Origin of the sequence: Arthrobacter sp. TS-15, from assembly GCF_006964045.1 — a bacterium.
Classification (GTDB): domain Bacteria; phylum Actinomycetota; class Actinomycetes; order Actinomycetales; family Micrococcaceae; genus Arthrobacter.
This window is the reverse complement of the sequence record NZ_SDXQ01000029.1, coordinates 228,204-254,188: the sequence shown is the minus strand read 5'-3', so window position 1 is coordinate 254,188 and position 25,985 is coordinate 228,204. Positions and strand designations below refer to the sequence as shown.

Sequence of the window (25,985 nt, the reverse complement as noted above, 5' to 3'; positions counted from 1 at the left end):
CGAGTCCCCTTTAGAGCAGCTTCTGTGCGGCTAGGAAGTCCACCAGCTTGATGCCGGCGTCGCCGTCGTCGGTAATGATGGTTCCTGCTGTCCGCGGCGGGCGGGCCTCTGCGGACTCCACCACTGTCCAGGAGCCAGCCGAGCCCACCTGTGAAGCGTCCACGCCAATGTCAGCAAGTGACAGGGAGGCGATCTTCTTCTTCTTGGCCGCCAGGATGCCCTTGAAGTTGGGGTAACGGGGCTCGTTGATCTGGTCCGTGACGGAAACAACGGCCGGGAGCTCCGCCTCAACGGTTTCCGAGAAGGCGCCGGCGTCACGGCGGGCGCTGACCCGGCCACCCGTAACCTCAAGGCTGGAAGCGAACGTGACCTGCGGGAACTGCAAGCGCTCGGCAAGTTGGGCCGGGATGAGCGAAGTCTCGCCATCGGTGGAAGCCATGCCCGTCAGGACCAGGTCCACCGGGCGGCCATCGGCCGAGATGTGGCGAATAGCAGCGGCAAGCGCCAGCGAAGTGGCAGCCGCATCCGAACCAGCCAAAGCGTCGTCGCTGAGGTGCACGCCGGAATACGCGCCAATCTGTAGGGACTTCTTCACAGCATTGACCGCACCGGACGGGCCCATGCTCAAAGCAATGACCTCATTCCCGGCCTTCGGTCCGCCGCGTTCCTCCGCCAATTGGAGCGCTGCCTCGAGGGCGTACTCGTCCAATTCAGACAAGATGCTCTCATCACGGTCGGTCGTGTTGCCAGGTCCGGTGATGTGCCGGTCAAACTGGGCGTCCGGGACGTGCTTGACCAGAACGACAATCTTCAATGTCTCTTCCACTGTCTTCGAAGCAGCCTTCCATGCTTGTGGACGGCCAAACGCAGCAGCGTGGCCGTGAATAACCCAGCGCGTGGGCTCGTCCTAGCTAAGCATATTGCCCGCAGAAAACCACTCCCAGCGTTAAGCCCTGTTTCAGCTACGCGCGATGCTCTTGTGCTGCAGCGTGCGGTGCCGGGACACCCACAAACGGCGGGCGGCACCGCCAAGGTGCCGTCCGCCGTCGTGGGTTGCTCCTGCCTCCCGCTGGGCCGCCTACTGCTGAGCGCTACTGCTGAGCGGCGTCGAGGGTGACCTCAACCTCTTGTGTCTGTCCCCCGCGCTGAATGGTTACCTTGACCTTGGCACCGGCAGGTTGCTCCCGAACCGCCGCAGTCAGCTGGTTGGGATCGCTCACGGCGTAGTCGCCGAACTTGGTCACCACATCGCCAACCTTGAGTCCTGCCTTCGCAGCAGCAGAACCCGAGGTCACCGACGCAACCTCAGCACCCACCGAGAAGCCTGAATCGCTGCCCGAGGACGACTTCGAACGAACTGACACACCGAACTGCCCGTGGCTGGCTTTACCGGTTTCGATGATCTCCTGCGCCACGCGCTTGGCGTGGTTGATGGGAACACTGAAACCGACGCCGATGTTACCGCTGGACGATTCGGACGTTCCACTGCCCGCCGAAGCGATGGCCACGTTGACGCCGATTACTTCACCCTTGCTGTTCACGAGCGCGCCCCCGGAGTTGCCGGGGTTGATGGCAGCATCAGTCTGGATGACGTTGATGGCAATCGAGCCTTCGTTGGCTGTGCTCTGGCTCTGGCCACCATTTGGCGGCGCGAACTGGAAGCCTTCGTCTCCGCCCTGGCTCTCATCCGGCGTGCCTTCCGGCACAGCAGAGGACGCCACGCTGATGGTTCGGTTGAGCGTGGACACGATGCCATCGGTCACCGTGCCGGTAAGACCCAACGGTGAACCGATGGCGACGGCGGTGTCCCCCACATTGATCTTGGAAGAGTCACCAAGCGTTGCCGGGACGAGGCCAGAGGCATCGCTTACCTTGATGACTGCAAGGTCGGACAAAGGGTCAGTGCCAACCACAGTGGCCTTGAGGACCTTGCCATCGCTGGTGCGGACCTCAATTGCGGCGTTTGCGGTGGCGCCATCGAGCGTGACGACGTGGGTGTTGGTGAGGATGTGGCCCTGGTCATCCAAAATGATGCCGGAACCAGTACCGCCCTCATTTCCGCTGGTCGCCTTGATGGTCACCACGCTGGGCGAAGCCTTGGCGGCCGCAGCGGTAATGACGTTGACGTCATCTTTGTTATTCACGATAACGGTGCTGGATTGTCCGCCGGTTGAAGCAGCCGGGGCGGGGTTATCCCACAGAGCGTTACTGCCGGCCACCACGCCGCCACCGATCAGACCTGCTGCCAGCATGCTTGCTACAAGGGTGCCGACGCCGAAAGCCGGCTTGCGCTTGGTTGTCACCGCGGAAGAGTCCCCTGGAGTGTGCTGCATCCCGGGGCTGTTGTGCCCGTGCTGTTCCTGGAAACCTTGCTGGTTGTGGAACTGGGAAGCGGCATTGTGTCCCGGGTTCGAGCCCCCGTAGAACGGCTGGTGCTGCGGGTAGCTTGGGCGATGAGACGGGTCATGCTGCTGGTAAGACTGATTGTGCGGCTGCGGAGCGCCGTAGTATTGCGGCTGCTGAGGAGCGGCGGGAGGCTGGAAGGCAGGCAGCGGAGTAGTGGGCTGCGCCGGGTTTTCGGTCCCCGCCTCCTGCCGGGAAGTCCACGCGGGCTGCTGCGGAGTGGTGCCGGCATCGCCCTGCTCCCCCGTGCTGTCCCGCGGCTCCGACGGCTCGCGGTTCTCTGGTGCAGTGCCCTGCGCTGGGTTCTCCGTCATGGGTCTTCCTTTCATCCTCGTCTTCAACCACTATGTACCCAATAACTGGAACAAAAGCGGACGTTCGCTGGGAGCTTGCTGAAAGGAAGTCGTCGCTGGTAGCCGCCCCCTCAAGAAGACCCTCAACGGCTCACCAATCCAGCTCTCTCCTATATTTCGCTGGTGGCATATTCAACCCTGTGGACGGGTTCGGGGGTGCACCATAGAATCAAGAGGAATTGCCACAGCGACCTGCGGCTTTACACCATGCGTGGGGGCGCTGAGCATTCTGTGACGATTGGTACGCCTTGTTCCAGTCGCAGACGTGCTGAAGGGTTGCACATGCGGTCAATAGTTAAACGCGTACTCGCCGTAATCGGCCTGGCTGGAATGTTGGCCCTACCGGCCACTTCCGCTTGGGCTGCAGATCCGGTGACCATTCCGTCCGGCCAGAACATTGTGGATGACGCCAATCTTCTGGGTAGCCGTAAGGGCGAAGTTCAGGAAGCGATCCAAAAGACGCTCAAGGACCACAAATACAACTTGTATGTGGTCACTGTGGACTCCTTCACGAATCCCTCCGAACCCCCCGCCTGGGCGGAGGCCGTAGCCAAGAACAAGGGCATGGGTAAGGCAGACGCGATCCTGGCAATTGCCGCTTCCGGCCAGTACACCTTCGTACTGAATTCCGGAAGTTCCATCCGCTCCAAGCAGTCCGCCATTACGCAAAATGCCGTGACAGCCAATCTGGCAGGCGGCAAGAAAGACTTCGCACAGGCGGCCATCGACACAGCGGCTGCCATCGGGGACGCTGCCGGCGGCGGTAGCGGTACCGTTCCGAGCGGAAACGCAGGTGTCGGTGTCCTTGTCGGCGTAGGCGTCGTAGCGGCCGGCGGTGCAGGCACGTATCTGTACCTCCGTAACCGACGCAAGAAGGGCAGCACCAAGGCGGTCAGCGCCAGCTATGGACCACAAGGTGAACAGCTTGACCCCTTGGCGGGCCTGACCATTCCGGAACTGCGCCAGAAGAGCGGCTCACTGTTGATCGAGGCGGACGACGCCATCAAGTCCAGCGAGCAGGAACTGGGCTTCGCCCAGGCTCAGTATGGTGATTCCGCAATTGGTAACTTCACCAAAGCCCTGGAAGAAGCGAAGGGCCACATGACGGAGTCGTTCAAGCTGCAGCAGCAGCTGGATGACCACATTCCTGACACTGAAGAGCAGCAGCGTAGTTGGCTCGGCGAGATCATTCGCCGCTCAGAAGCCGCATTGGCTTCGCTGCGAGATCAGAAGGCTGACTTCGACTCTCTGCGCGAGCTTGAAAAGAACGCTCCTCAAGCCTTGGCAGCGGTAACGGCCGGAGCCAGGGAAGCCGACGCCAAGATCGCCAGCGCGGAACAGTCGCTTGAAGGTTTGCGCGCCAAATATGCCGAATCTGCTTTGACCCAGGTCTCCGACAACATCTTGCAGGCCAAGGAGCGGCTCGCGTTCGTACAGAACGCTGCAACTGCTGCCCAGGAGAAGCTGGCAAGCGGCGAAAACAGCCTCGCTGCTGTTGCGGTACGCGCCGCAGAAGAGAGCCTGCACCAAACCAACGTGTTGATCGATGCCATCTCCAAGACGGCCGGCAGCCTGGATGAGGCCCGGGCTTCCCTGGAAGGCGCTGTGGCAGAAACCAGCCAGGACCTCGCACAGGCGCGGGCAATGATCCAGTCCGGTGCACACCCTGAACTGGCCGGTCCAGTGGCCGGGGTGGAAGCGGCCTTGGCACAGGTAAAAACCGAAATTCAGGGCGGAAAGATCGACCCCATCGCGACGCTTAGCCGTTTGGAGTCTGCTCATCAGGCGCTCGATCAGTCCTTGTCCGGCGTCCGCGATCAGCAGGAGCAAGCCCGCCGGGCCCAGGCCTCGCTTCAGCAAACCATCATGGCGGCGCAGGCACAGATCAGCGCTACGTCCGACTACATCACTGCACGTCGCGGGGGCGTGGGCACAGAGGCCCGGACAAGGTTGGCCGAGGCCCAGCGCAACCTTGACTATGCACTCTCCATCTCACGCAATGATCCAGTCACCGCACTTACCTACGCCCAGCAGGCACACTCGCTCGCGGCGCAGGCTGCACAACTCGCCCAGTCCGACGTCGATCAGTTCGGTTACGCCGATCAGGGCTACGGCCGCGGTGGGATGTTCGGCGGAGGCGGCGGAGGCGGCGGCCTTGGCGGTGCCATCCTTGGCGGTATCCTCATCAACTCCATCCTGAACGGCGGCGGAGGCGGCTGGGGAGGCGGCAACGACGGCGGAGGCGGCGGCGGATTCTTCGGCGGCGACTCCGGCGGCGGAGGCGACTTCGGCGGCGGCGGCGACTTTGGCGGCGGAGACTCCGGCAGCTTCTAGCCAGACAAACTAGGCGGGGTCAACGCCCCGTATAGAAGCGTTACAACAACTGATCACTGATTTCCAGTGGCACCACTGAGCAGGACGAAAGGCAACACCATGGTTAAGCAGTCCATTTTCGGTCGGATCTCACAGCTCGCCAAGGCGAACATCAACGCCTTGCTGGACCAGGCTGAGGACCCGCAGAAGATGCTGGACCAGATGGTCCGCGACTACACGAACAACATTGCCGAGGCCGAATCAGCCGTGGCCCAGACCATCGGCAATCTCCGGATGCTGCAGGCGGACTACAACGAAGACGTCAAGAACGCACAGGACTGGGGCAATAAGGCTCTAGCAGCGTCCCGCAAGGCCGACGAGTACCGTGCCGCCGGTGATCCCGTAGACGCACAGAAGTTTGACAACCTTGCCAAGGTGGCAATCCAGCGCCAGATGACTGCCGAGTCCGAGGCAAAGGCAGCTGAGCCGAGCATCGCCTCCCAGACCGAAGTAGTGGACAAGCTCAAAACCGGGCTTGACCAGATGAAGAACAAGCTGAACCAGCTCACCGCCAAGCGCAACGAACTCGTGGCACGCTCTAAGACCGCCGCCGCACAATCCCAGGTGCACGACGCACTCAAGAGCATCGACATCATGGATCCCACCAGCGAGGTAGGTCGCTTCGAAGAGAAGATCCGTCGCGAAGAGGCCAAGGTCCTGGGCCAGCAGGAACTCGCCAGCTCCAGCCTTGACGCCCAGTTCAACCAGCTCGAAGACCTCGGAGAGCAGACTGAGATCGAAGCCCGCCTTGCGGCCCTGAAATCGGGCGGTGCCAAGCCCGCCATTGGCGCAGGCGCCCCCGCATCAACCGGAGCAACTGTGGACGAAGCCGACTTCGACAAACTCTAAGAAGAAGTTGGGCTCCAGCTACCGATCGGTCAAGCTGCCCAGAGACTGAAACCAGAACCGGGCCGGATCCTGAAGTGGATCCGGTCCGGTTTTTTCATGCACTACATCTGGTCCGTCAAGGGACCTAGCGTGTCTTGGCCGGGGCTGACGTCGGTTGCCACCTCGGCGCGGATTTCGAATCCCTTGGGATGAAAGTAGGTCACCGTACACTCGAGGACCTCCCCATGCGCGCCCAACGTCGTTCGTTCCAAGCGCGGGACCATAGGGAACCCACGGACGTTCAAAGCGTCTGCCAAATGCTCAGGCGGGGCATGCATGGTAACGGTAATTTCAGCCCGGTGGAGGGGCTTCAACGTTCTGTCCTGAATGACCTGATAAATGGAGTTCCGTTCGGCGTCCGCCAAGCTGATATGGCGCCCGATGTGGGAGGGAATGAAAATCTCCGCAATGGCATAAGGCCACCCAGCGCTTGAGTAGGAACGCCGGATCACCAAAACCAGATTGTCGTCAGACACCAGCTTGGCTGGCACTGATTGGTCCTTCTCCATCCACTTATACTCGATGAGTCCCTTGACCGTCTTCATGCCGGCCGCCGTGAACGTCTCCATGAACGGCGCCAGGCGGTTCAGCATCTTGACGGGACGCTGGGCCATCACGAACGTTCCCTTGCCCTGCCTTCGAACCAACAAACCCTTCACAACCAGGGTTTCCAGCGCTTTCCGGACCGTGGTCCGGCTAATGCCATAGGCGTCCATCAGAGTCTCTTCCGTGGGGATCCGTGATCCTGGCTCCAGCCGGCTGACGTGATCCGTCAAAACGTCAGCCACCTGCTGATACACGGCCACCGGGCCATCCCTCTGAAGAACTTCCCGCTGAAGGCCAAATCCATAGTCGTCGTTGACCATTGAGCGTCCCATCTATTTCTTACCTCAGCGAATCCGGTTTGATGCTAGCACTCGCATCCCGACGAACAGTTAAACAAAAGATCCGGATCAGTAATAACTGATCCGGATCTTTTCTCCAGTTGCGGGGACAGGATTTGAACCTGTGACCTCTGGGTTATGAGCCCAGCGAGCTACCGAACTGCTCCACCCCGCGTCGCAAGAACAACTCTACCGCACCCCTCAGGGTGCTTCTGACCATATGGCCCCTAAGGTGCCGCAGATCACTCCCCCGCACCCTAAAGCCCCACACAATGGCTGCCGCAGCACCCCGGCCAGAGGGATGTGAGAGAGGATCCAGCCCGACTCCCAGGGATGTGAGAGAGCGATGGGCCTGAGGGGGCGCCCATCGCGGGGGTGAGGGCACAACAAAAGGTCCGGATCAGTAATTACTGATCCGGACCTTTTCTCCAGTTGCGGGGACAGGATTTGAACCTGTGACCTCTGGGTTATGAGCCCAGCGAGCTACCGAACTGCTCCACCCCGCGTCGCAAGAACAACATTACCGGCCGGTGAATGAGAGACCAAATCCTGGCGACGTGATCTGCATCTCCCCCTACGCGAAAGGCCGGCACCCGCCCCCGAAGGGAACAGGCACCGGCCTTTCAGCTGCCTACAGGACTAGCTGCTCGGCGTAGGTGCGGGCGTCGCGCTGGGAGTAGCCCCCGGCGTCGCCGTTGGAGCTGGAGTGGCGTCCAAACGGGCCTGAGCGTCAATCGCCTTCTTTAGCGCGTCAGACAATTTGGTCTGCTGAGCACCGTAGCCGGCGAAGTCTCCCTTAGCCAATGCTGCCTGGCCGTCCTGGATGGCCTTGTTGGCCTCGTCCAGGGCCGCCTTGAGTTCTGCCTTGGCATCGGTGGGACCAGCCGGCGGCGTCGTAGTGCCGGGCGGCGCTGTCGGTGTCTGGCCATTGTTGGCGACATCCCCGGCAGAAGCGCCGGAGTCTCCGCCAAACAACTGGTTCAGTGCTTCGTCAAGGGTGGGCGCGAAGCCGATCTTGTCACCGAAGGCAACCAGCACACGCTGCAATGTGGGGTAGGACGTCTCGCCGGTGGACTTCAGGTAGACGGGTTGTACGTAGAGCAAACCGCCACCCACGGGAAGGGTCAACAGGTTGCCGTTAAGTACATCCGATGCACCCTGCCGCAGGAGGTTCAACGCCTGGGACACCGTGGGATCGGAGTTGAACTTGTTCTGGGCCTGGCCGGGACCGGGCACCTGGGTGTCGGTTGGCAACTCGAGGAGCCTTAGCTTTCCGTAGCTATCGGCTTTGACTCCCTTCTCGTTTCCGGCATCAGAGTCAGCTGCAAGGAATCCATACAAGATGTTCCTCGCACTGCCGTTGACAGTCTGCGGAATGAACGATGACGTCAGCTGGAAGGCCGGCTTCTCCTGGTCAGGCATCTGCAGGGACATGTAGAACGGCGGCTGCTTGACGGCCTCGGAAACGGTGGGATCGTTCGGCACGCTCCAAGCATCGTTGTTCTGATAGAAGCTGTCCGGATCCGTCACGTGGTAGCGGCCCAGAAGTTCACGCTGAACCTTGAAGAGATCTTCGGGGTAGCGAACGTGGCTCATGAGGTCGCCGGACATTTCCGAGTACGGCTTAATGACTGTGGGAAAGACCTTCTGCCAAGCCTTCAGGATGGGGTCCTGATCATCCCACGCATAGAGGTTCACCGAACCGTCGTACGCATCCACGGTGGCCTTGACCGAGTTCCGGATGTAGTTCACCGAGCTGTTCGGCAAGGCTACTGTGCGCCCTGCGCTGGTTTGGGAATCGGCCGTGGCGTTCTGCAATTGTTGGGGCTGTGAGTACGGGAAGTACTGGCTGGTGGTGTAACCATCCACAATCCACTTGACGCGGCCGTCCACCACCGCCGGGTAGGCGTTGCCGTCCACGGTCAGGTACGGGGCGAGCTTCTCAACGCGTTCGCGCGGATTGCGTTCGTAGAGGATCTGGGATTCCGCGTTCACGCCGTCCGAGAGCAGGAGGTCGGAAGATTGGAACTTGATGGAGTAGAGAATCCTGTTCAGCCAGTTGCCTACGTTCGGTCCACCGTTACCGCTGAAGGTGTACTGGGTCTCCCCGCCGCCTTCGCGGCCCGCCGGCCGGTCCTGCTCGCGGTTGGGGGCACCATCCGGCGCTCCCACAATGGAGTATTCAGGTGAGTTCTCACCGAAGTAGATGCGGGGCTCGTAAGAAGTATCGTTACCGAGAACGCCAGTGGACGGAATCCCCGACTGCAGGAACTCCGGCTTGCCATCGGCGGTGAACTTGTTGCCCTTGGCTGCCACCACACCGTAGCCGTGGGTGTAGACGATGTGCCTGTTGACCCACGTCTGCTGGTTGGCGCTGAGGCCGTCCGGGTTCAGTTCACGAACCGCAATAACGGTGTCCTGGACCTTACCGTCAACCATGTATCGGTCGACATTCAGGGTCTGCGGGAACTGGTAGTACGGACGATACTGCTCCAGCTGAGCGAATGCGGAGGAAATCAGGTTCGGGTCAAGGAGACGGATGTTGGCAGTGGTTTGGGCATCCGCGGCCAAGGCACCGGTGGTGGCGGTGGTAGTGGCGTTATAGGCGGAGACATCGATCTTGTCCAGACCATAAGCAGCGCGCGTCATCTTGATATTTCGATCAATGAACTCCTTTTCCAAGGTGTTCTCCGACGGACGTACCTGGAACTGCTGGATAACCCACGGGTAAACGCCACCGGCCAGTATGGCCGTGATAACCAACATCGCAGTACCGATGACTGGCAGGCGCCAGCGACCAATGATTGCAGCAATGATGAACAGGATGGCAACGAGGCCCGCGGCCACGGCAAGGATCGCCTTGGTAGGTACAACAGCATTAACATCCGTGTAGAGGGCCCCGGCCCAGCGGCCTGAGTTGCTCTGGACAGTCGTGTACCTGTCAAGCCAGAAGTTGATACCAAGCAGGACAAGGAAGAGAGCGCCCGTGACGGCGATGTGAATCTGCGCTGCACGGCTGGTGAAGATACCGCGTTCCATGAGGCGGATGCTGCCGTAAAGGTAATGGGTCAGGATGCCTGCGATGCCGGCGACAACCGCGATGCTGATCAGGAATCCTGTGACAAAACCGAGGAACGGCAGCGTCATCAGGTAGAAGCTGATGTCCATGTTGAACAACGGGTCGTTCTGACCGAAAGGTTCCTGGTTGAAGAACAACAGGGCCTTCTGCCATTGGCTAGCGGCCGCACTGCCGGCAAAGAGCCCGAACAGGATAGGGAGGCCGATCATGACAACCCGGCGAACAGGCTCGAGCTGCGCCTGGTAGCGGTTGAGGTTGTCCCGGGCCTCAGCATCCGGAGCATAGACGGGCCTGGAACGGTAGGCGATCCTGATGGCAAAGAAAACAGCGGCAAACATCATGGCGAAGCCAATGATGAATGTGATGATCCTGGCGAGGTTTTCGCGGAGATAAACTTCGAAGAAGCCAAGCTGCTGGTACCAGAGGACGTCAGTCCACACATTGGCGAAGAAAATGAACCCGACGACGGCCACGGCCACGACAATGAGCGTCGGCGTCAGGGCACCTCGTCTCAGCGGTGATCTTCCGGGCGGGTTGGAGCTGGCGGGACGGGACAAACTCTGTACCTCATTGGTGTCAGTGAACAGTCGGTGTGCGCGTGCTGACAATCTCTACCGCTGGGAGGTGGCAGAGGCCGTCATCTATGCCACGAGTGGCAGTGGAGCTAAGTTCCACCGTCAGTCTAGTTGTTTGTGCAGGTGGGGAGGCTCCCCGTGTCCTGGCCGGCTCCGAGGCGCTCCACGGCGGAGGTGGCGTCTGCAAGGGTTTCCACTTTTACAACCTGAAGCCCGTCCGGTACGTGGCCTACGACGTCGGCACAATTGGAAGCCGGAGCGAGGAACATGGTTGCGCCTTTTTGGCGGGCACCGATCATCTTCTGGGCAATGCCACCGATAGGTCCCACCGCACCATCGGCTGTGATGGTTCCCGTGCCAGCGACGTGTTTGCCGCCCGTGAGATCCCCCGGCGTGAGGTTGTCCACTATTCCCAGAGCAAACATCAAACCTGCGCTGGGTCCGCCGACGTTGTCCAGGGAAATGCTGACATCGAACGGGAAGGTGAAGTCGCTGGCGAGCAGCACACCCAGAACGTAACGGTCAGCCTGGTTCCTGGTAGGAGTTATGGTTTCCGAAACTGCCATACCCTTCCGGTCCAGGCCCACAACGACCGGCGATCCTGCACCTGCGGCCAGTTCTGCTTGGACCACGCTCATGGACGTAATCGCTTTGCCATTGATGGAAACAAGCCGATCACCTTCCTGGATCTTTCCAGCTGACGGCGAAGGATCAGACAGTCCCGCGACGTTGAGCCGTTGCTCAAACGGGATTTCGAGTTCACGCAATGCTGCGGCCACTGCGTTCTCCTGCGATGTTTCCATCGCAATTTCGCCTTGCTGCACCGTCTGTTCGGCCGTGGTGCCCTTGGGATAGATGAGTTCCTCCGGATATATGGCTTTGGAGGGATCCACCCAGGCCCGGAAGACGTCGAAGATGGTTGCCGGGGTTTTCGGACCACCCGTCATGACAACAGTGGTCAGGTCAAGGTTGCCATTCGCCGGAAAGGACTCGCGACCGGAAATACTGATCACAGGTTTGTCGCCGTCCTTGCCCAGAGTATTGAAAGTGGGACCGGCTGACTCAATGACATACGGGACAGGCAACGCTGCCGCACCGATGCCAAGCCCCAGCGCGACAAGCCCGGAGATCACCATGATCATGTACCGGCCATCCCGGGGAGGCGACGTAGGCACGGAGGTGGAATCGGCGTCGGGCGTCTGACGCGGGTCCAATGAGCCCTCGGGGCTGGGCGAAGTAAGCATTGAGGCCTCTCTATGCCGGCATTGCGTGACCGGATCCATGGTTCCTGCCGCCAAGGGCGGCGGCGGCACATACCAAACATCAACACTACGCGGTCTGACGTTGCAGGGCTGCTTTGCCTACAGCGAACGGGACCTCCTCCGGGCAGACAGCCTTCCGGCCGCGCGGTACGGTGAAAGAGATCACCAGCCAGTTCGACGATCGGCGGCACCATGACTTCCAACCCCAATAATCCGTCCAACGACGACGAAACCCCCAAGGATCCGCTGGCAGAAATGCTCCAGAACCTGATGGGTGGCCAGGGCATGGGCAACATCGATCCCGCTGAGCTGGCTAAGGCCGCTGGCTTGCCCAACGATCCCCACCTCCTACAGCAGATGTTCGCCCAGGTCCAGGCAATGATGAGCTCCACCTCCGATGGCCCCGTGAACTGGCAACTCGCCCACGAAAATGCACGCCGCGTGGCCGCCGCCGGTAGCGATCCCTCGGTCAATTCCCAACAGGCCAGAGAGATTGACGAAGCCCTCAGGCTTGCAGAGCTTTGGCTGGACCCCGTTACTGATCTCTCGGCAACCGGCCTGATCGGGCGGGCCTGGTCAAGGGCCGAATGGGTTGAAGCGACCCTGGGCACATGGAAGCGCCTGACAGAGCCGGTGGCCAACAGCATCGCCAACGCCCTTTCCAGTGCACTCACTCAACAAATGCCCGAAGAGATGAAGTCCATGATGGGCGGTGCCTCATCCATGCTGCAGAACATGGGCGGAGCCATTTTCGGCATGCAACTTGGACAAGCAATCGGCGCACTTTCAGCGGAAGTTGTCAGTTCCACTGACATTGGGGTCCCCTTGGCAGACCTCGAAATGGCCCTGTTGCCTGCCAACGTCGCAAAATTCGGGGAAGGACTGAGCCTTCCGGAGAACGACGTCCGACTTTTCCTTGCCGTACGCGAGGCCGCCCACGCACGCTTGTTCGTCCAGGTTCCTTGGTTGCGAGGTCACTTGCTTGGAGCCATCGAGGCCTACGCCCGCGGTATTCACATAGATATGTCCCGCATCGAAGACCTCGCCCGGGACCTTGACCCGAGCAACCCCGAAGGAATTCAGGAAGCTCTGTCCCAGGGAGTCTTCACACCTGAACGCACGCCGGTCCAAACGGCCGCACTGGAGAAGCTGGAAACAGCGCTTGCCCTGGTGGAAGGCTGGGTGGACGAGCTCACAGCGGAAGCCACTGACAAGGTACTGCCGTCCGCTACTGCACTGCGCGAAACGGTGCGGCGCCGCCGCGCCACCGGCGGACCGGCCGAGCACGCGTTCTCGTCCCTCGTCGGTTTGGAACTTCGGCCCCGCAGGCTCCGTGAAGCGGCAACGCTGTGGGCGACCTTGAAGGAAGAGCGAGGCATCGCCGGCCGTGACGCGATCTGGCACCACCCGGATCTCCTGCCCACCGGCGAGGACCTCGACGACCCGAAGGGGTTCTCCGAACGTAGGCGCCTTGCCGAGGCAAGTGACAGCGAAGTTGATGACGCTCTGCAGAAGCTTTTGAGCGGCGGCTACGAAACCTCCGACGCCGATCAAGCTGAAGCTTCAGACTCAAAGGGCACTGCCACGGAGACCGGGTCCGGCCAAGAGCCGGAATCGGATGACTCCGACCCCGAGGCACCCACCAAGTAGGCTCCACTCTTGGAAACAAAAAGTGCAACGGCCGCCATATCCATGGCGGCCGTTGCTCGGTTAAGGCACCGTCATCGGGTAAATTCAGTCACACGGCGCTTAGTCAGTCACGTCCCCAGCTGGTTCGTCGGAGTTTCCAGAGCCTGGCTCTTCCGGGAGTCCCCGGGATGTAGCAAAGGCAACGCCTTCCAGGAAGGCCTTTGCCCGATGAGTCTCAGGGTATGCCTCGACTAGTCTCCAAAACTCGGCGTTGTGGCCCGCCACCAGCAAGTGCGCGAGCTCATGGACCAGGACGTAGTCGATGACCCATTGCGGCATTCGCTGGAGCTTGTTCGACAACCTGATAGTGCCGTCCGCAGGAGTAGCCGAACCCCAACGGGAGTTCTGATTGGAGACCCAGCGAACCGACGTAGGAACCGCACGCCCGCCGAGGTACGTCCGAGAAAGGTGCCCCGCATGATTGGCGAGGGCTTGATCCGTGGCGGGACGGCGCCTGCCAGCACCTGTTTGCCGTTCTCCCTGCTTCTTTAGCTTGGCCAGCATACGCTGGACCCACTCATGTTCCTGGGACTTGGTGAAGCTGGCTGGGATTGCGATCACGGCGTTGCCGTCTTCCCAAAAGGCAGCAACAGTTCGACGGCGTCTGGCTGATCGACGCACGACCACCGGAGCGCCGTCGTCCGTGGTGCGCGAAACACCGGCACCGGGGGCGGGTGGACGCGTCATCAGAGTTCCGAACTCTCAGCAAGTACGGCCAGAACAGCTTCGCCGTAGCGTTCAAGCTTGGATGGGCCAATTCCAGCCAGGCCAGCCAGTTCCTCCAACGATGAAGGCTTGGCCTCCGCGATGGCCGTGAGTGTGGCGTCCGTGAAAACAACATATGCCGGAACGTCGGCCGTCTGGGCTTCGTCCCTGCGCCACTGCCTCAGCGCATCGAACGTTTGTTCCTCATATGTGGGCGGGCACTGGTTACATCGACCCACCTTGCGTTCGGCTCCACTTGCCAGCATGCTTCCGCATACCTTGCATGACGCCGGTGCGGCAGCTTTCCGTCGGGTGGGACCTGTTTTGCTGCGCGCGTTTGCGGAAGCCACGGAATTGGGGCGAAGTCCGTCGAGGAAACGGGACGGCTTGCGGTTGGCCCGACCGCCCGGTGTTCGGGCCGTGGACCATGAGAGATTCAGGTGCTCTCGCGCCCGGGTTATGCCGACATAGAGCAACCTTCGCTCTTCGTCCACATCCTCGGGGGCGTCGGCAAAGGAAATAGGCATGAGGCCTTCGCTGAGGCCCACCAGGAACACTGCATCCCATTCCAGGCCCTTGGCGGCGTGAAGGGAAGCCAGAGTTACACCTTGAACGGTCGGGGCGTGTTGCGCGACCGATCGCTCCTGGAGTTCGTTCACGAACTCACCCAGGGTGAAGGACTCTCCGCGGCCAACAGCTAGCTCATCAGCCAATGCGACCAAAGCTGCCAGGGATTCCCACCTTTCGCGCAGTGCTCCCCCGTTGTGTGGAGCGGCCTCTGTATACCCGAGTGACGCGACGATGTCACGAACGATTTGGCCTAGTGCTTCCTGGGGCCCTTCTGCCACGGCACGGGTTGCCGCCCGCAACTGGAGGATCGCATCACGGACTTCCTTCCGCGCAAAGAACCGTTCCCCTCCCCGGAGCTGGTAGCCGATACCAGCCGAGGCAAGTGCTTGCTCGTACGCTTCGGACTGGCCGTTGGTGCGGAACAGAATGGCAATCTCGCTGGCCTTGACCCCGGTGCTGAGCAGTTCCTGGATTCTGCCTGCGACTACCGCGGCCTCTGCCTCGTCATCCGGGCACTCCATGAAGCGTGGCTCCGGACCGGACGGCCGTTGGGCGACGAGCTTGAGGGGCGAGGCCCACGCGGCATCGGCAACGGGTCCGCCGCTACGGCGGGATCCCAGGAGATCGTTGGCCAACTTCACCACTTGCGGGGTCGAGCGATAATCGCGAATGAGCTTCACGACCGTTGCCTCGGGGAACTGCGATTTGAAACCCAGAAGGTGCTTGGGGGAAGCTCCGGTAAAGGAATAGATGGTCTGGCTGGCATCGCCCACCACACACAACTCGTTCCGACCACCGAGCCACAAATCCAGGAGCCGCTGTTGCAGCGGCGAAACGTCCTGGTACTCGTCCACTACGAAGTGGCGGTATTGTTCCCGGACTGTTGCCGCCACTTTGGGGTCCTCCTGAAGGATCCCCACGGTGATGAGCAGGACGTCTTCGAAGTCGATGACGTTTCGATCGGTTTTGATGTCCTCATAAGCTTGGAAAACCCTGGAGACCGCGGTGAGATCGAAGCCTCCCGGAGTTCCACGTCCTTGGGCATTCTCCAGATAGTTGGCCGGGGTAAGCATGGACACTTTGGCCCACTCGATCTCGGCCGCCAGATCCCTGATGGATGCCCGATCAGTGCTCAGGCGCAGCCTGCGGGAAGCTTCGGCAATCATGTTGGCTTTGTGGTCCAGCAGGCTGGGCAAAGTGCCACCGATTGCCTGCGGCCAAAAGAACTGCAACTGCCTCAGCGCGGCGGCGTGGAAGGTGCGGGCTTGCACGTTTGCAACGCCGAGATCGCGGAGCCTGCTGCGCATCTCGGCCGCGGCCCTGGCAGTAAATGTGACGGCCAAAAGCCTCTGCGGACTGTACACACCGGAGTGAACCCCGTAGGCAATTCGATGGGTAATGGCGCGAGTTTTACCCGTGCCTGCTCCTGCCAGGACGCACATGGGTCCCGTCAGCGTACTGGCTACTTCGCGCTGCTCGTCGTCCAAGCCGCCGAGGATGCGATCCTCAAGTGAGACACCGCCGTCAAAGATTCCTTCAGTCACGGCTGGAGGTCTTCGATGACGCCGCCATACCAATGCTCAATCAGTGAACGTGCTATGGACAAGCGCGTTGAGATGGTGATTTCACCGCTCAGCACGGCCTCCTGCAATTCCTCGCGGCTGAACCACCGGGCACGGGTGACCTCGACGCCATCGGGCCGCGCCACGGTGTCGTCCGTCGTGGCCGTGAACCCCAACATAAGGGAGGCAGGGAAAGGCCAGGACTGAGAACCGAGGTACTGGCAGGCGGTCACACGGACGCCGACTTCTTCCCCTATCTCTCTCACGACGGCTTGCTCAAGCGACTCGCCGGGCTCAACGAATCCAGCGAGCGTTGAGTAATTCCTGGCGTCAAGGGGCCCGCCTCCACCGAGAAGGAGCCGGCCATCGGGGCCCACCACCGTGACAATGATGGCCGGATCAGTCCGCGGATAGTGCTCTGAGTTGTCCTTGGGACACCGCCGAACCCAGCCGCCTGCCTCGATTTCCGTGGGCGTCCCGCACTGCGGGCAATGCGTGTGGGTTGCATGCCAGTTGGAGATTGCACTGGCCTCAATGAACAGAGCGGTGTCGTTCGCGTCCAGACGCGCCGCGACATCCCGGAAGCCTGCCCATTCCGTACCCAGCGGGACCGTAACGGTTCCCGGCGCTGGCGGTTCCGCAACAGTGAACAGCACAACCGACGTGCCTTCGGGCAATGAGGACGACGTCAAGGTGGTGCCCAGGTAGATGGCAGAAACAGCACCGCCGCCCGAGGCGGTGAGAGCGTTATAGAGCGGCGCGGCGTCCCCGAACCAGAGACCGTCACCAGACACCAAAGCTTTGCGCTGCGAAATGACCATGGCCTTCGCCGAGCCGGAGGCAACAAGCTCCTCAACCATTCCCGGTTTCATACGGATGCCCGAGCCGCGATCCACCATGGCGGGGCGGATGGGAAGGACAGTCTCCATCAGGTGGTTGGCAAGCGCCGGCGACTCCGTATAACTCATGTATCTACCGTACTGACTCACACCGACAAAAAACATTTGGAAGGCCCCCCGCTGTGGACACCTGTCTGTGATGTTGCCCGATGGGGTGTCAATACCGGGATTTGCTTCGTATTTCCTGCGCATTTCCTGCGGATCTGAAGACTCGCCGCACCACATCATGGCCACAGGCCGCACTCAATCTACCGTGGAGAACGTGAGAAGAACACCGCTCGAACTGGCCGCCATAGCAACCGCGGCGGTGCCCGGCCTGGCGCCGACGGCCGCAGCATACTCCCCCGACGATGACGCTGACTTCGACTCAGCGTTGCTGCTCGATGCGGAGGGTAAACGCTGGCGGGTTCGTTCACCGCGCCATCCGGAGGCAAGCACGCGGCTTGAAACCGAGTTCATGGTGCTGCGCGCCTTCGCGCCGGCAATCCGTGCCGAACTTCCCTTTCACGTGCCCACCATTGCCGGCACAGTCCGGCAAGGTGCCCTGACGACGTTCGTTTACACGCACTTGCAAGGCTCAATGCTCTCGATCGAAGAACTTTCAGCCGGCAGCCCCGCCCTGGCACGGGAAGTGGGCACAGCTCTGGCGGCTATTCACGACCTTCCATTGACTTTGGTCATCAACGCGGATCTTCCCAGCTACTCGGCAAATGAGTTCCGGCAACGAAAACTCAATGAGCTGGACCAGGCAGCAACCACCGGCAAGATACCGGCCACACTGTTGCGTCGGTGGGAGCATGCCCTTGAAGACGTCGCCCTTTGGCGATTCAATCCCTCAGTAGTCCATGGGGACCTTCACGAGGACAACCTCATGGTGCAGGACGACACCGTGACAGCGCTGACGGGGTGGACAGACCTGCGGATCGGTGATCCCGCGGATGATTTCGCCTGGCTGGTGGCGTCCAACGAAGCATCATTTGTTGAGGCGGTCCTGAACGACTACACCCAGGCCCGACGGGACGTCCCTGACGCCCACCTTCTCCGCCGGGCGGCGCTGCTGGCCGAGTTTGCCCTCGCCCAGTATTTAGTCAAGGCCATGGCGGCTGGGCACCAGAGCATGACGGCCGAGGCAGAATCCATGCTGCAGACACTCGCCGACGACATTGATGAGCAGATGCGCCGCGATGAAGAAGCTGCGCTAGCCGCTGAGAATGAAGCCGCCATGCTGAGGGCTTCAGATTCCCCGGCGGGCGTTCCCGCTGTCAGTGTCGCGGCGATTCCGGATGCAGGCGAGTCGGAAAGCTCCCAGAACGGAGACAGCGGCACTACCCCAAAGTATGACGAGACCTCGACTGCCGCGATCAGCGTGGTCAGCGTAACGCCGCTTCGCGCGGCCGAACGTTCCTGAATTCCGGGCTTCGGTCATTCAGCTGCCGCTCTTCAACGCCCTCGCGACTATCAGCTCCAACTCCTCGGCACTGCCAAGATCGTGTGGGCGTACGACGGCGTCATCCGCAACGTAGTAGAAGGCAGCGCTGACGTCCTCCAGGGGAACGTCCTTGAGTCGAGCCCATGCGAGCCGGTAAACAGCCAGCTGCACCGCGCGGGTTGCCAGTTGTATACCTGCCGGGCGTCGTCCGGTCTTCCAGTCAATGAGCTGCCAACGGCCGTCGGCATCACGGAACACGGCATCGATGCGCCCGCGTACTACGACGTCGCCAATCCGGGTTTCCACAGGTACTTCGACGAAAGCGGGAGCCCTTTGGGCCCACTCGGACTTCTTGAACGCCGCCACCATGTCATCCAGCCCGTAGGCCTGATCAAGATGGGAGTCCGAACCCGGCGCTTCATCAAGGTCCAACATGCCCGTTGTCCCGAAGTACTCCTCCACCCAGGAATGAAAGGCCGTACCTTTGCGGGCCGAAATGCCCGGTTCACGGGGCACCGGCCTGCGAAGCTGGTGCAAGACGGCCGCCGGGTCAGCCCCCAAATCTACGAAAAGTGAAGCGGAGATATGGCTGGGCAAGTGGACATCCTGAACGGTTTTCAGCTGGCGCTGGCGATCCAGCAGGAGTTCTGCCTCCTGTGCCCACTTCCCGGCCGCACCGGTTAGGTCGCCTGAAGGATCCTTGCCGGGTTCCTCCATGTATCGACGAACCATGGCCGCAGCCTGATCCATGGCCAGCCTTCTGCCTGGGGTAAGCCTCAGGCGGGCACCGGTCCGTGGGTCCGAAGGCCCCTCCAAGGGGTCATAGGGAAATTGGGCTACCTCGAGCACTGCGGTCAAGGGGCTTTCCTCGGGCAAGGCCTCCTCGGCTACCGATTGGGGATGGACCACAGCACTGCCCTGCGAATGAGTGACACTGGCGCCCTCTGCCGTTGCAGCCATTCCGGCAAGCGGTGCGAGTTCGGAAAGGAAGGAGGACATTCCGGCCATTCCCGATCGAGAGCCGTTCCAAGCAGCACTGGAGGCCCACAAGACAAATTTGGCACGGGTGTAGGCAACATACGCGAGCCTCCTCTCCTCTGCCTCGCCGTGATGCTGGACCTCGGATTTGAAGTCCTTCTCGGCGTCCAACCATCCTTTTTGGTCAGGCTGCTCCAGGTCCCATTGGGGAAGGTCAGCACGATCGCCCCGCAATGGCCACGGCAAGGCCGCGGCGCCGGTGCTCCACCTCGAATCCCTGCTGCTGGGAAAAGAACCAGCATTGAGTCCAGGGACAAAAACCACGTCCCATTCCAGGCCCTTGGAGGCATGGACAGTCAACAATTGCACCGCCTCCCGGTTGGTCTCAGCGGGGGCCACATCCAAGCCGCCTTCCTCTGAGGCCGCGGCTTCAAGCCACGACAAGAACGCCAGCAGATCAATACGCTGTGAAGTCTGCAGGAACCCTGCTGCTGCATCCTGGAATGCATCCAGGTTGCGGCGTGCTTGGTGAATACTGATTCCTGGTTTGGCGCCAACCTCAATGTCCAGCAGCATGGCACGTTCCACCTCTCCAAGGAGTGTGGTGAGGTCGTCTCCGATGTAGCTCCTGAGCGAGCGGAGCTCCGAGGCAAGGCTGGTCAGTCGATCCAGGGCGGCAGGGCTCAGGCTCCGCCCATGCCCTGAAGTCCAGTCCGGCCGGGGGAGGAAATCAAGGGCCTCCACGAGGCTTGCGGCATCGGTGATATCGCTTTCAACCACGACTGCTGCGGGTTCTTCGTTGTCTTCGAAAGTGTCATGGCGGGCTTCCGGGGTCGACCGGCGACGGGCCAGGAAGCGGGACCAGTCGCTGAACGCCATCAAATCTGCCGGACCAATCCGCCATCGTGCCCCGGCCAACAACCTCATCAGAGCATCGGAACGTCCCGGATCGGCGAGGACCCGCAACGTCGCCACCAGGTCCACGATCTCCGGTGTGTCCAGCAAGCCGCCAAGTCCAACGATCTCGTAGGGAATGCCCTGGAGTTCGAACTCCCGGCGGAGGCACTCCATCTGCGCCCGCCGGCGACACAGGACCGCCATGGTGGGCTTGACGGGGGTGCCGTCCTTCTCCTCCTCGAAAACAGTTCTTTGATAGCGACGGACATCGCGGGCTATGACGGCGGCCTCGTCCTCATCCGTGCCGAAGCGACCGATCACTACACTCCCATCCACCGCTGCAGGGCTGGGTACCAAAGCGGGGACTGAGACATTACCGGCTTTCTTCCTGTCCCCTGCCGGACCCTCCGATGCTGCCGCCCTGTTCAAGGGCGCTGCGATGGTGTTGGCGGCTTCGAGGATGTTTCTGCCGTTCCGCCAGGCAGTGGTCAGATAAGAGGTGGGTGCAATGGAGAAGGAACCATCGCTTCCGGAGGGGTCCAAGCGCTGCACGGGAAACTCCTGCACAAAGTGGAAGAGCTGCCCTGCAGAAGCGCCGCGGAACCCATAGATCGACTGGTTGGGGTCTCCCACCGCGGTAACTGCGTGACCCTGGCCGAAAAGGCGTGAAAAGAGGACAAGCTGTGCGTGGGAGGTGTCCTGGAACTCGTCCAGGAGCACCACCTTGTAGCGGGCACGTTCAGTGGTTGCAGCGAGCGGAATGTCACTGGCGATACGCGCTGCCAGCGCCACGAGGTCGCCGAAATCGAGGACCCCGCGTTGACGTTTGGCCTCCTGATAGCGAACCACCATGTCGGCAACGCTGGCTCGGGTCCGGAGCATAGCCGCGAGGTCTCCCGCGGCCTGGCTGGGATTCTTCTTGGCCCCGGCCACATAAGGAAGCTGCTCAAAGGTCTCAACGCGTTCCAGAACCCACTCGCGCACCTCCCCGGGGTCCTGAAGGTGCTCCGCGCACTCTCCGGCCAGCTGGATGACTGCATTTACGAGGGTGGACTTTGCGGCGGTGAAGTGTTCGTAGTCGCCGTCGTACGCCTCCACCACTTCGCTGGCCAATTGCCAGGACTGTGCACCGCCAAGCAAGACGACGTCCCGTTCGATGCCCAACCGCAGGCCGTAGTCCGACACAATGCCGCTTGCGTAGGAATGGTAAGTGGACACTTTGGGTTCGAGCTCGTCAGCACCGACGAGCCCCTCCGGGAAGCCAATGCTGCCGTCGTCCTCCGCCGCGATCCGCTGGAGTGTGGCCAGCTTGGACCGAATCCGGCTCGCCAGCTCGCCAGCAGCTTTCCGGGTGAACGTTACCCCCAGAACCTCTTCCGGACGCACCCAGCCGTTGGCCACCAGCCACACCACACGGTCGGCCATGGTGGCCGTCTTGCCGGAACCTGCTCCAGCGATCACCAGGCGGGGTGAGAGGGGCGAGGCAATAATCGCCGCTTGCTCGGGTGTCGGGTGGTTCTTCTCGCCAAGGATACCGGCCAGTTCGGAAGGCGAAAATCTGGGCGCGGGGACTGCCTCTACACCCAGGGGGCTGGAGGCGAAGCCGTCCAGGAGCTCGGTTGTCATTCGGTGACCTGCTTTCCTCGGGCGCACAACGGGCAAATGTCGGGCAGACGGCATCCATGGCCGCCATGCCCTGACTTGCCGGGGTCGTGCCGTGCATCGAACGTTGACCCTGCCATGAGCGTGGCCGCCTCGTTGACCAGGCTCTCTGCCCAGTTCTCTGCCGGATCCAATGGATCCTGCTGCTGCACTCCGGGGCTCTTTGTTTTGGTCCCAAGCTGGGCCAACACGGCGCCACCGGGAGCGAAGCCTGTTCCTGCCCCGGTATCAGTGAGCCCCTGTCCCGTTGCAGCGTCCTGGAAAGCACCTTTGAGGACCGCAGCCTGGTAGGCACCCAGCTGCGGGTGCCGGGCAACCTCGGCCTTGCCGGGTTGCCGTTTGCCGGTCTTGAGGTCCACAATCACAAGCCTGCCCTCCGAATCTATTTCGAGGCGATCCACCTGGCCGCGTAATACCGCATGACGTACGGCCACCTCTTCAAGAGCTTCAGGACCACTGACGCCAACGGCATCAACCGTGACATCAGGAAGCTGAACTTCAAAGTCGTGCTCTACTGCCAGCAAGCTTCGTCCGTCGTTGCGCATGATGAGCACATACTGGGCCAACTTCCGGACCATGAGTTCCGCCCGCTGGAAATCAAGTTTCCCCTCCCAGTTATCCTTCATGCCCAAGCTTGGCCAACGGCGGACGAGTTCGGCGACGTACTCGGCTCCCGAGGCCTCGGGAAGCTCCTGCGCAATGGCGTGGACCAACGTGCCCAGACTGCGTGCGAAGTCGGTGGCCGCTTCCCCGCCGGCTGCTTGGACAAACCAGTCCAACGGGGATTTGTGGACAGCTTCCACTTTGGACGGCGAGACGGAGACCGTACCGCCAGCCGGCACGACGGCTGCCTGGGAACTCAGTGGCGCCAAACCCCACCACGTGTCCGGGTGCGCCCCCGGAACCGGCGGGTCCGTAGTGGCGAGCCTGGCCAATATCCGTGCCGCCTCGTGCGCGGAACGGGATTCCCCGGGTGCTTCGTCTTCTGCCTGGGCATGCTGCCTCAGTTCCGCAACGAGTGCCCTTAAGGTCATGGGACGGTCAACAGCTGTATAACCGCGTTTGTACTCACCGGATGCGAGCGGGGCCACGTAGTCCAGGAAGGCAGAAGGCTGTTCGTCCTCGGAAGACACTGCAGTGCAAATCAACACTTCACGGGCTCGCGACACGGCTGTTGAGAAGCTCCTGAGTTCGTCGTAGCGGATATCCCGGAGCCTGCTGAGGGGTCCACGCCGGAGGGCGTAGTCCACTCCATGCTCCACGGCATCGGCGTAGACGGTGCTGCCCAGCAGCTCTCCACGGAGGCGCGTGTTGGGCCACACTCCTTCCTGGAGGCCTGCAACGATTACCACCGGCCATTCCCGGCCCGCCGCACTCGCCGGAGTCATGATCTCCACGCATGCCTCCAGCTGTGCCCGTGCGGCAAGGGTGTCCATGGGCAGTTCCTGGTTCAGCAGGTAGTCGAGGAATTGCTCTGGACCGGAACCGGGCAGCTGGTCGACAAAGCGCTCGGCTGTGTGGAACAGAGCCATCATGGCGTCAAGGTCCCGATCTGCGCGCGCCCCCGCGTTGCCCCCTTCAAGTGCCATCTCCGACCAACGCGATGACAACCCCGTTGCGTGCCATAAGGCCCACAGAACAGATTCCGCGTTGGCGCCGGGCTCGGCGGCAGCAGTGGTACCGGCCGCGATCATACGGGCGAGCCTGCGGGCAGAGCTGCCTTCAATTCCCAGCGATGCCAGTGCCCCCGGTTGGAGCAAGGCTTCGACCAACAGAGCGTCGCTGGAGCGGCCGCCGCCTCCCAAAAGCTCCTCGCGGCGTAGGGATTGCCGCAGCCTCCGCAATTCGATGGCAGTGGCGCCTCCGATCCGCGATGTCAGGAGGGATACTGCAGTTTCCGGTGTGAGTTTTGCCGGGTCCAGAACAACGGCAAAAGCCTCCAGCAGCGGGCGGACAGCGACTTCGTCACGGACAGCTGAGTCCGCGACGGGAACGCGCACCGGGATTCCTTGGCCGCTCAGATACCGCTGCAACTGAGAGATCTGTCCGCCGTTCCGCACGATCACTGCGATGTCGCTGAACTCCCGCGATTCCCGCAGTTGCGCTTCAAGGATGCGCTGCGCGACGTACCGGAGCTCGTGGACTGCGGACGGCAGCACGTGCCCTTCTACGCGACCATCGCCGACGGTCGCCTCACGTGGGCTTTCCGGATGTTGAGGTTGTTCCATCTGTCTGGCCAGCTGACCACCGGAACGCTGCGAGATGCGGGCCGCTACCCGCATCCACGCCTCGGCTACTTCCGGCGTATGCCGGTGGGTCGCCGATAAGGGTCGTTCCAGGACGGATTGCTGGGTGCCGCCCAGCAGCGATGGCAACTCTGAAACCAAGTCCGGGCGTGCGCCGCGGAAACCTTGCACTACCGTGTCCGGTGAGTAGGTGACCACCACATCCTTGCCTTCTCCAATGTCGGCAAGGAGTTCGAATACTGCCGGATTTGATTCCTGGGCGTCGTCCACGAGGATGAGTTGGAGGCGTTGCCTCTCGGCGGCGAGGAACTCCGGCGAGTCTTGGAAAATTTGCCGTGCCGTGGTGATGATCCCGGCGGGGTCAAACGCCTCCGGCATGCGGAGGTCCAGGACGTCCCGGTACTCGCTGTACAGCTGGGCCGCCGCCATCCAATCAGGGCGTCCGCACTCGTAGGCAAGCCCCACCAAGTCATCCGCGGTGCGCCCCGATTCGATGATGCGGTCGAATAGCTGCCTGATCTCGTGACGGAAACCGCGGGTAGGAAGTGCTGCTGCGAGGTCCTCCGGCCAAGGCAGATGGAAGCCGGGACGGGAGTGGCCTTCCAGCAGTTCCTTGATGATGAGGTCCTGTTCAGGGCCTGACAGAAGCTTCGGTGGCCGCGACAGCGGCAGGATGCCTTCAGCCTTTGCCCGCCGGATGACGTCGAAAGCGTACGACGCCCAGGTGCGTGCCGGCGTCGTACTGAGGCTGCGGTCCAGGCGCCCTGTGAAGGTGTCGCGCAAGGCAGCGGCGGCGTGGCGCCCGGGAGCGAGAACGAGAATCTGTTCCGGGTCCAGGCCGTCTTCACGAACACGGCGGACTGCCGATTCCACCAGCACCGTTGACTTGCCCGTCCCAGGCCCGCCGGGCACCAGGACGGGGCCGCTCCCCTGCGGGAGGGAAACGACTGCACGTTGATCCGGGGACAAAACGGGTGCCGCGTAGTGGGTCTCACGCGGCGGGAGCAGGCGGAGGGCTGCCGGTGCTTGGCGGGTTTTGGCAGGAGTGGCGGTCACACAGTCATTTCATCATCGGGCACCGACAATTTATGGAGTTGACGCTCCAACTGGTCAGAGATCACATCAAGTTGATCGAAGTCGCCATCCGAAGGCGCCCAGCGTGCTGCTGTCAGGTCGACCCTCCAACGGCCTTCCCCCGTCCTCAGGAATGCCTCGTACGCGCCATGAAGCGGGGTCGATTCCTGCAGGTAATGTTTCAACGCGTCAACCTCGTGACCGGGAGGCGCCTCCCCGCTGGCCCTGAGCACGCGCCACCAGGCCACAGAGCTACCGTAATGGCTCATGACTGCGCCCACCTGCCGCGGTCCGCCAGCACCCAGGAGCTCCGCGACGTCACCATAGGAGACCGCCGAGCCTGACGGAACAAGGTCTACAACGGCCAGAACCGCCGTCACATACTCCATCCGCATGTGTTCAGCGTAACGGCAGGAGTGTCGTGCCCAAAGAGTGTCGGACCCAGCCGGTAGCTTGA

The 25,985-nt window shown here is 61.7% G+C and carries 15 protein-coding genes and 2 tRNA genes; 4 read left to right on the top strand and 13 right to left on the bottom strand.

What is annotated here, in order from left to right; genetic code table 11:
* Positions 1-10: 10 nt before the first annotated feature.
* Both EU811_RS11430 and EU811_RS11425 read right to left on the bottom strand, forming a co-directional pair.
* Complete coding sequence (locus EU811_RS11430) at positions 11-814, bottom strand: electron transfer flavoprotein subunit beta/FixA family protein (protein WP_142938528.1); 804 nt, start codon at positions 812-814, stop codon at positions 11-13.
* A gap of 277 nt (positions 815-1,091) precedes the next feature.
* Positions 1,092-2,717 (bottom strand): S1C family serine protease, encoded by a 1,626-nt coding sequence (locus EU811_RS11425; protein WP_165450179.1) that lies wholly within the window; start codon positions 2,715-2,717, stop codon positions 1,092-1,094.
* Between the two features lie 321 nt (positions 2,718-3,038).
* Here EU811_RS11425 and EU811_RS11420 point away from each other — a divergent pair, with 321 nt between their 5' ends.
* Both EU811_RS11420 and EU811_RS11415 read left to right on the top strand, forming a co-directional pair.
* On the top strand, positions 3,039-5,090 hold the full coding sequence (locus EU811_RS11420) for a TPM domain-containing protein (RefSeq protein WP_187697141.1): 2,052 nt from the start codon (positions 3,039-3,041) through the stop codon (positions 5,088-5,090).
* Positions 5,091-5,189: 99 nt separating this feature from the next.
* Positions 5,190-5,978 (top strand): PspA/IM30 family protein, encoded by a 789-nt coding sequence (locus tag EU811_RS11415; protein WP_142938525.1) that lies wholly within the window; start codon positions 5,190-5,192, stop codon positions 5,976-5,978.
* Between the two features lie 101 nt (positions 5,979-6,079).
* Here the strand turns inward: EU811_RS11415 and EU811_RS11410 are convergent, their stop codons facing one another.
* The 5 genes from EU811_RS11410 to EU811_RS11390 all read right to left on the bottom strand — a co-directional run bounded on the left by EU811_RS11410 (position 6,080) and on the right by EU811_RS11390 (position 11,799).
* On the bottom strand, positions 6,080-6,895 hold the full coding sequence (locus EU811_RS11410) for a GntR family transcriptional regulator (protein WP_223940558.1): 816 nt from the start codon (positions 6,893-6,895) through the stop codon (positions 6,080-6,082).
* Between the two features lie 107 nt (positions 6,896-7,002).
* Positions 7,003-7,076, bottom strand: a tRNA-Met gene (locus tag EU811_RS11405).
* Positions 7,077-7,333: 257 nt separating this feature from the next.
* Positions 7,334-7,407 (bottom strand) — tRNA-Met (locus EU811_RS11400).
* 133 nt (positions 7,408-7,540) lie between these two features.
* Positions 7,541-10,537, bottom strand: a complete 2,997-nt coding sequence (locus EU811_RS11395) for a UPF0182 family membrane protein (protein WP_142938524.1) — start codon at positions 10,535-10,537, stop codon at positions 7,541-7,543.
* 125 nt (positions 10,538-10,662) lie between these two features.
* Entirely contained in the window at positions 10,663-11,799 is a 1,137-nt protein-coding gene (locus tag EU811_RS11390) for a YlbL family protein (RefSeq protein ID WP_142938523.1), read from the bottom strand.
* A 210-nt stretch (positions 11,800-12,009) separates the two neighbouring features.
* Here EU811_RS11390 and EU811_RS11385 point away from each other — a divergent pair, with 210 nt between their 5' ends.
* Positions 12,010-13,467: a zinc-dependent metalloprotease gene (locus EU811_RS11385; protein ID WP_142938522.1), complete on the top strand. Its 1,458-nt coding sequence runs from the start codon at positions 12,010-12,012 to the stop codon at positions 13,465-13,467.
* A gap of 99 nt (positions 13,468-13,566) precedes the next feature.
* Here EU811_RS11385 and EU811_RS11380 read toward each other — a convergent pair whose 3' ends face one another.
* Genes EU811_RS11380 through nudC form a run of 3 tightly spaced genes read right to left on the bottom strand, consistent with a single transcriptional unit; the run spans position 13,567 to position 17,311 of the window.
* Positions 13,567-14,193, bottom strand: coding sequence for a M48 metallopeptidase family protein (locus EU811_RS11380; protein WP_142938521.1), 627 nt, complete (start codon positions 14,191-14,193; stop codon positions 13,567-13,569).
* Positions 14,193-16,325, bottom strand: coding sequence for an ATP-dependent DNA helicase UvrD2 (locus tag EU811_RS11375; protein WP_142938520.1), 2,133 nt, complete (start codon positions 16,323-16,325; stop codon positions 14,193-14,195). Before EU811_RS11375 ends, EU811_RS11380 begins: the two co-directional genes overlap by 1 nt.
* Positions 16,322-17,311 (bottom strand): NAD(+) diphosphatase, encoded by a 990-nt coding sequence (gene nudC, locus EU811_RS11370; protein WP_142938519.1) that lies wholly within the window; start codon positions 17,309-17,311, stop codon positions 16,322-16,324. Before nudC ends, EU811_RS11375 begins: the two co-directional genes overlap by 4 nt.
* 193 nt (positions 17,312-17,504) lie before the next feature.
* Between nudC and EU811_RS11365 the strand changes: the two genes are divergently transcribed.
* The gene (locus EU811_RS11365; protein WP_223940559.1) at positions 17,505-18,650 is read left to right on the top strand and encodes a macrolide 2'-phosphotransferase; all 1,146 of its coding nucleotides are present in this window, start codon (positions 17,505-17,507) and stop codon (positions 18,648-18,650) included.
* Between the two features lie 18 nt (positions 18,651-18,668).
* Here the strand turns inward: EU811_RS11365 and EU811_RS11360 are convergent, their stop codons facing one another.
* The 3 genes from EU811_RS11360 to EU811_RS11350 are packed head-to-tail and all read right to left on the bottom strand — an operon-like array spanning position 18,669 to position 25,923.
* A complete protein-coding gene (locus EU811_RS11360; RefSeq protein WP_142938517.1) occupies positions 18,669-22,172 on the bottom strand; it encodes an ATP-dependent helicase in 3,504 nt (1,167 codons plus the stop codon).
* Positions 22,169-25,510 (bottom strand): ATP-dependent helicase, encoded by a 3,342-nt coding sequence (locus tag EU811_RS11355; RefSeq protein WP_142938516.1) that lies wholly within the window; start codon positions 25,508-25,510, stop codon positions 22,169-22,171. Before EU811_RS11355 ends, EU811_RS11360 begins: the two co-directional genes overlap by 4 nt.
* A complete protein-coding gene (locus tag EU811_RS11350) occupies positions 25,507-25,923 on the bottom strand; it encodes an MGMT family protein (protein ID WP_142938515.1) in 417 nt (138 codons plus the stop codon). Before EU811_RS11350 ends, EU811_RS11355 begins: the two co-directional genes overlap by 4 nt.
* Positions 25,924-25,985: the final 62 nt, after the last annotated feature.

Coding starts and splice junctions, on each gene's coding strand:
- EU811_RS11425 (WP_165450179.1), bottom strand. CDS start 2,717: ATGACGGAGAACCCAGCGCAGGGCACTGCACCAGAGAACCGCGAGCCG.
- EU811_RS11420 (WP_187697141.1), top strand. CDS start 3,039: ATGCGGTCAATAGTTAAACGCGTACTCGCCGTAATCGGCCTGGCTGGA.
- EU811_RS11415 (WP_142938525.1), top strand. CDS start 5,190: ATGGTTAAGCAGTCCATTTTCGGTCGGATCTCACAGCTCGCCAAGGCG.
- EU811_RS11410 (WP_223940558.1), bottom strand. CDS start 6,895: ATGGGACGCTCAATGGTCAACGACGACTATGGATTTGGCCTTCAGCGG.
- EU811_RS11390 (WP_142938523.1), bottom strand. CDS start 11,799: ATGCTTACTTCGCCCAGCCCCGAGGGCTCATTGGACCCGCGTCAGACG.
- EU811_RS11385 (WP_142938522.1), top strand. CDS start 12,010: ATGACTTCCAACCCCAATAATCCGTCCAACGACGACGAAACCCCCAAG.
- EU811_RS11380 (WP_142938521.1), bottom strand. CDS start 14,193: ATGACGCGTCCACCCGCCCCCGGTGCCGGTGTTTCGCGCACCACGGAC.
- nudC (WP_142938519.1), bottom strand. CDS start 17,311: ATGAGTTATACGGAGTCGCCGGCGCTTGCCAACCACCTGATGGAGACT.
- EU811_RS11360 (WP_142938517.1), bottom strand. CDS start 22,172: ATGACAACCGAGCTCCTGGACGGCTTCGCCTCCAGCCCCCTGGGTGTA.
- EU811_RS11350 (WP_142938515.1), bottom strand. CDS start 25,923: ATGCGGATGGAGTATGTGACGGCGGTTCTGGCCGTTGTAGACCTTGTT.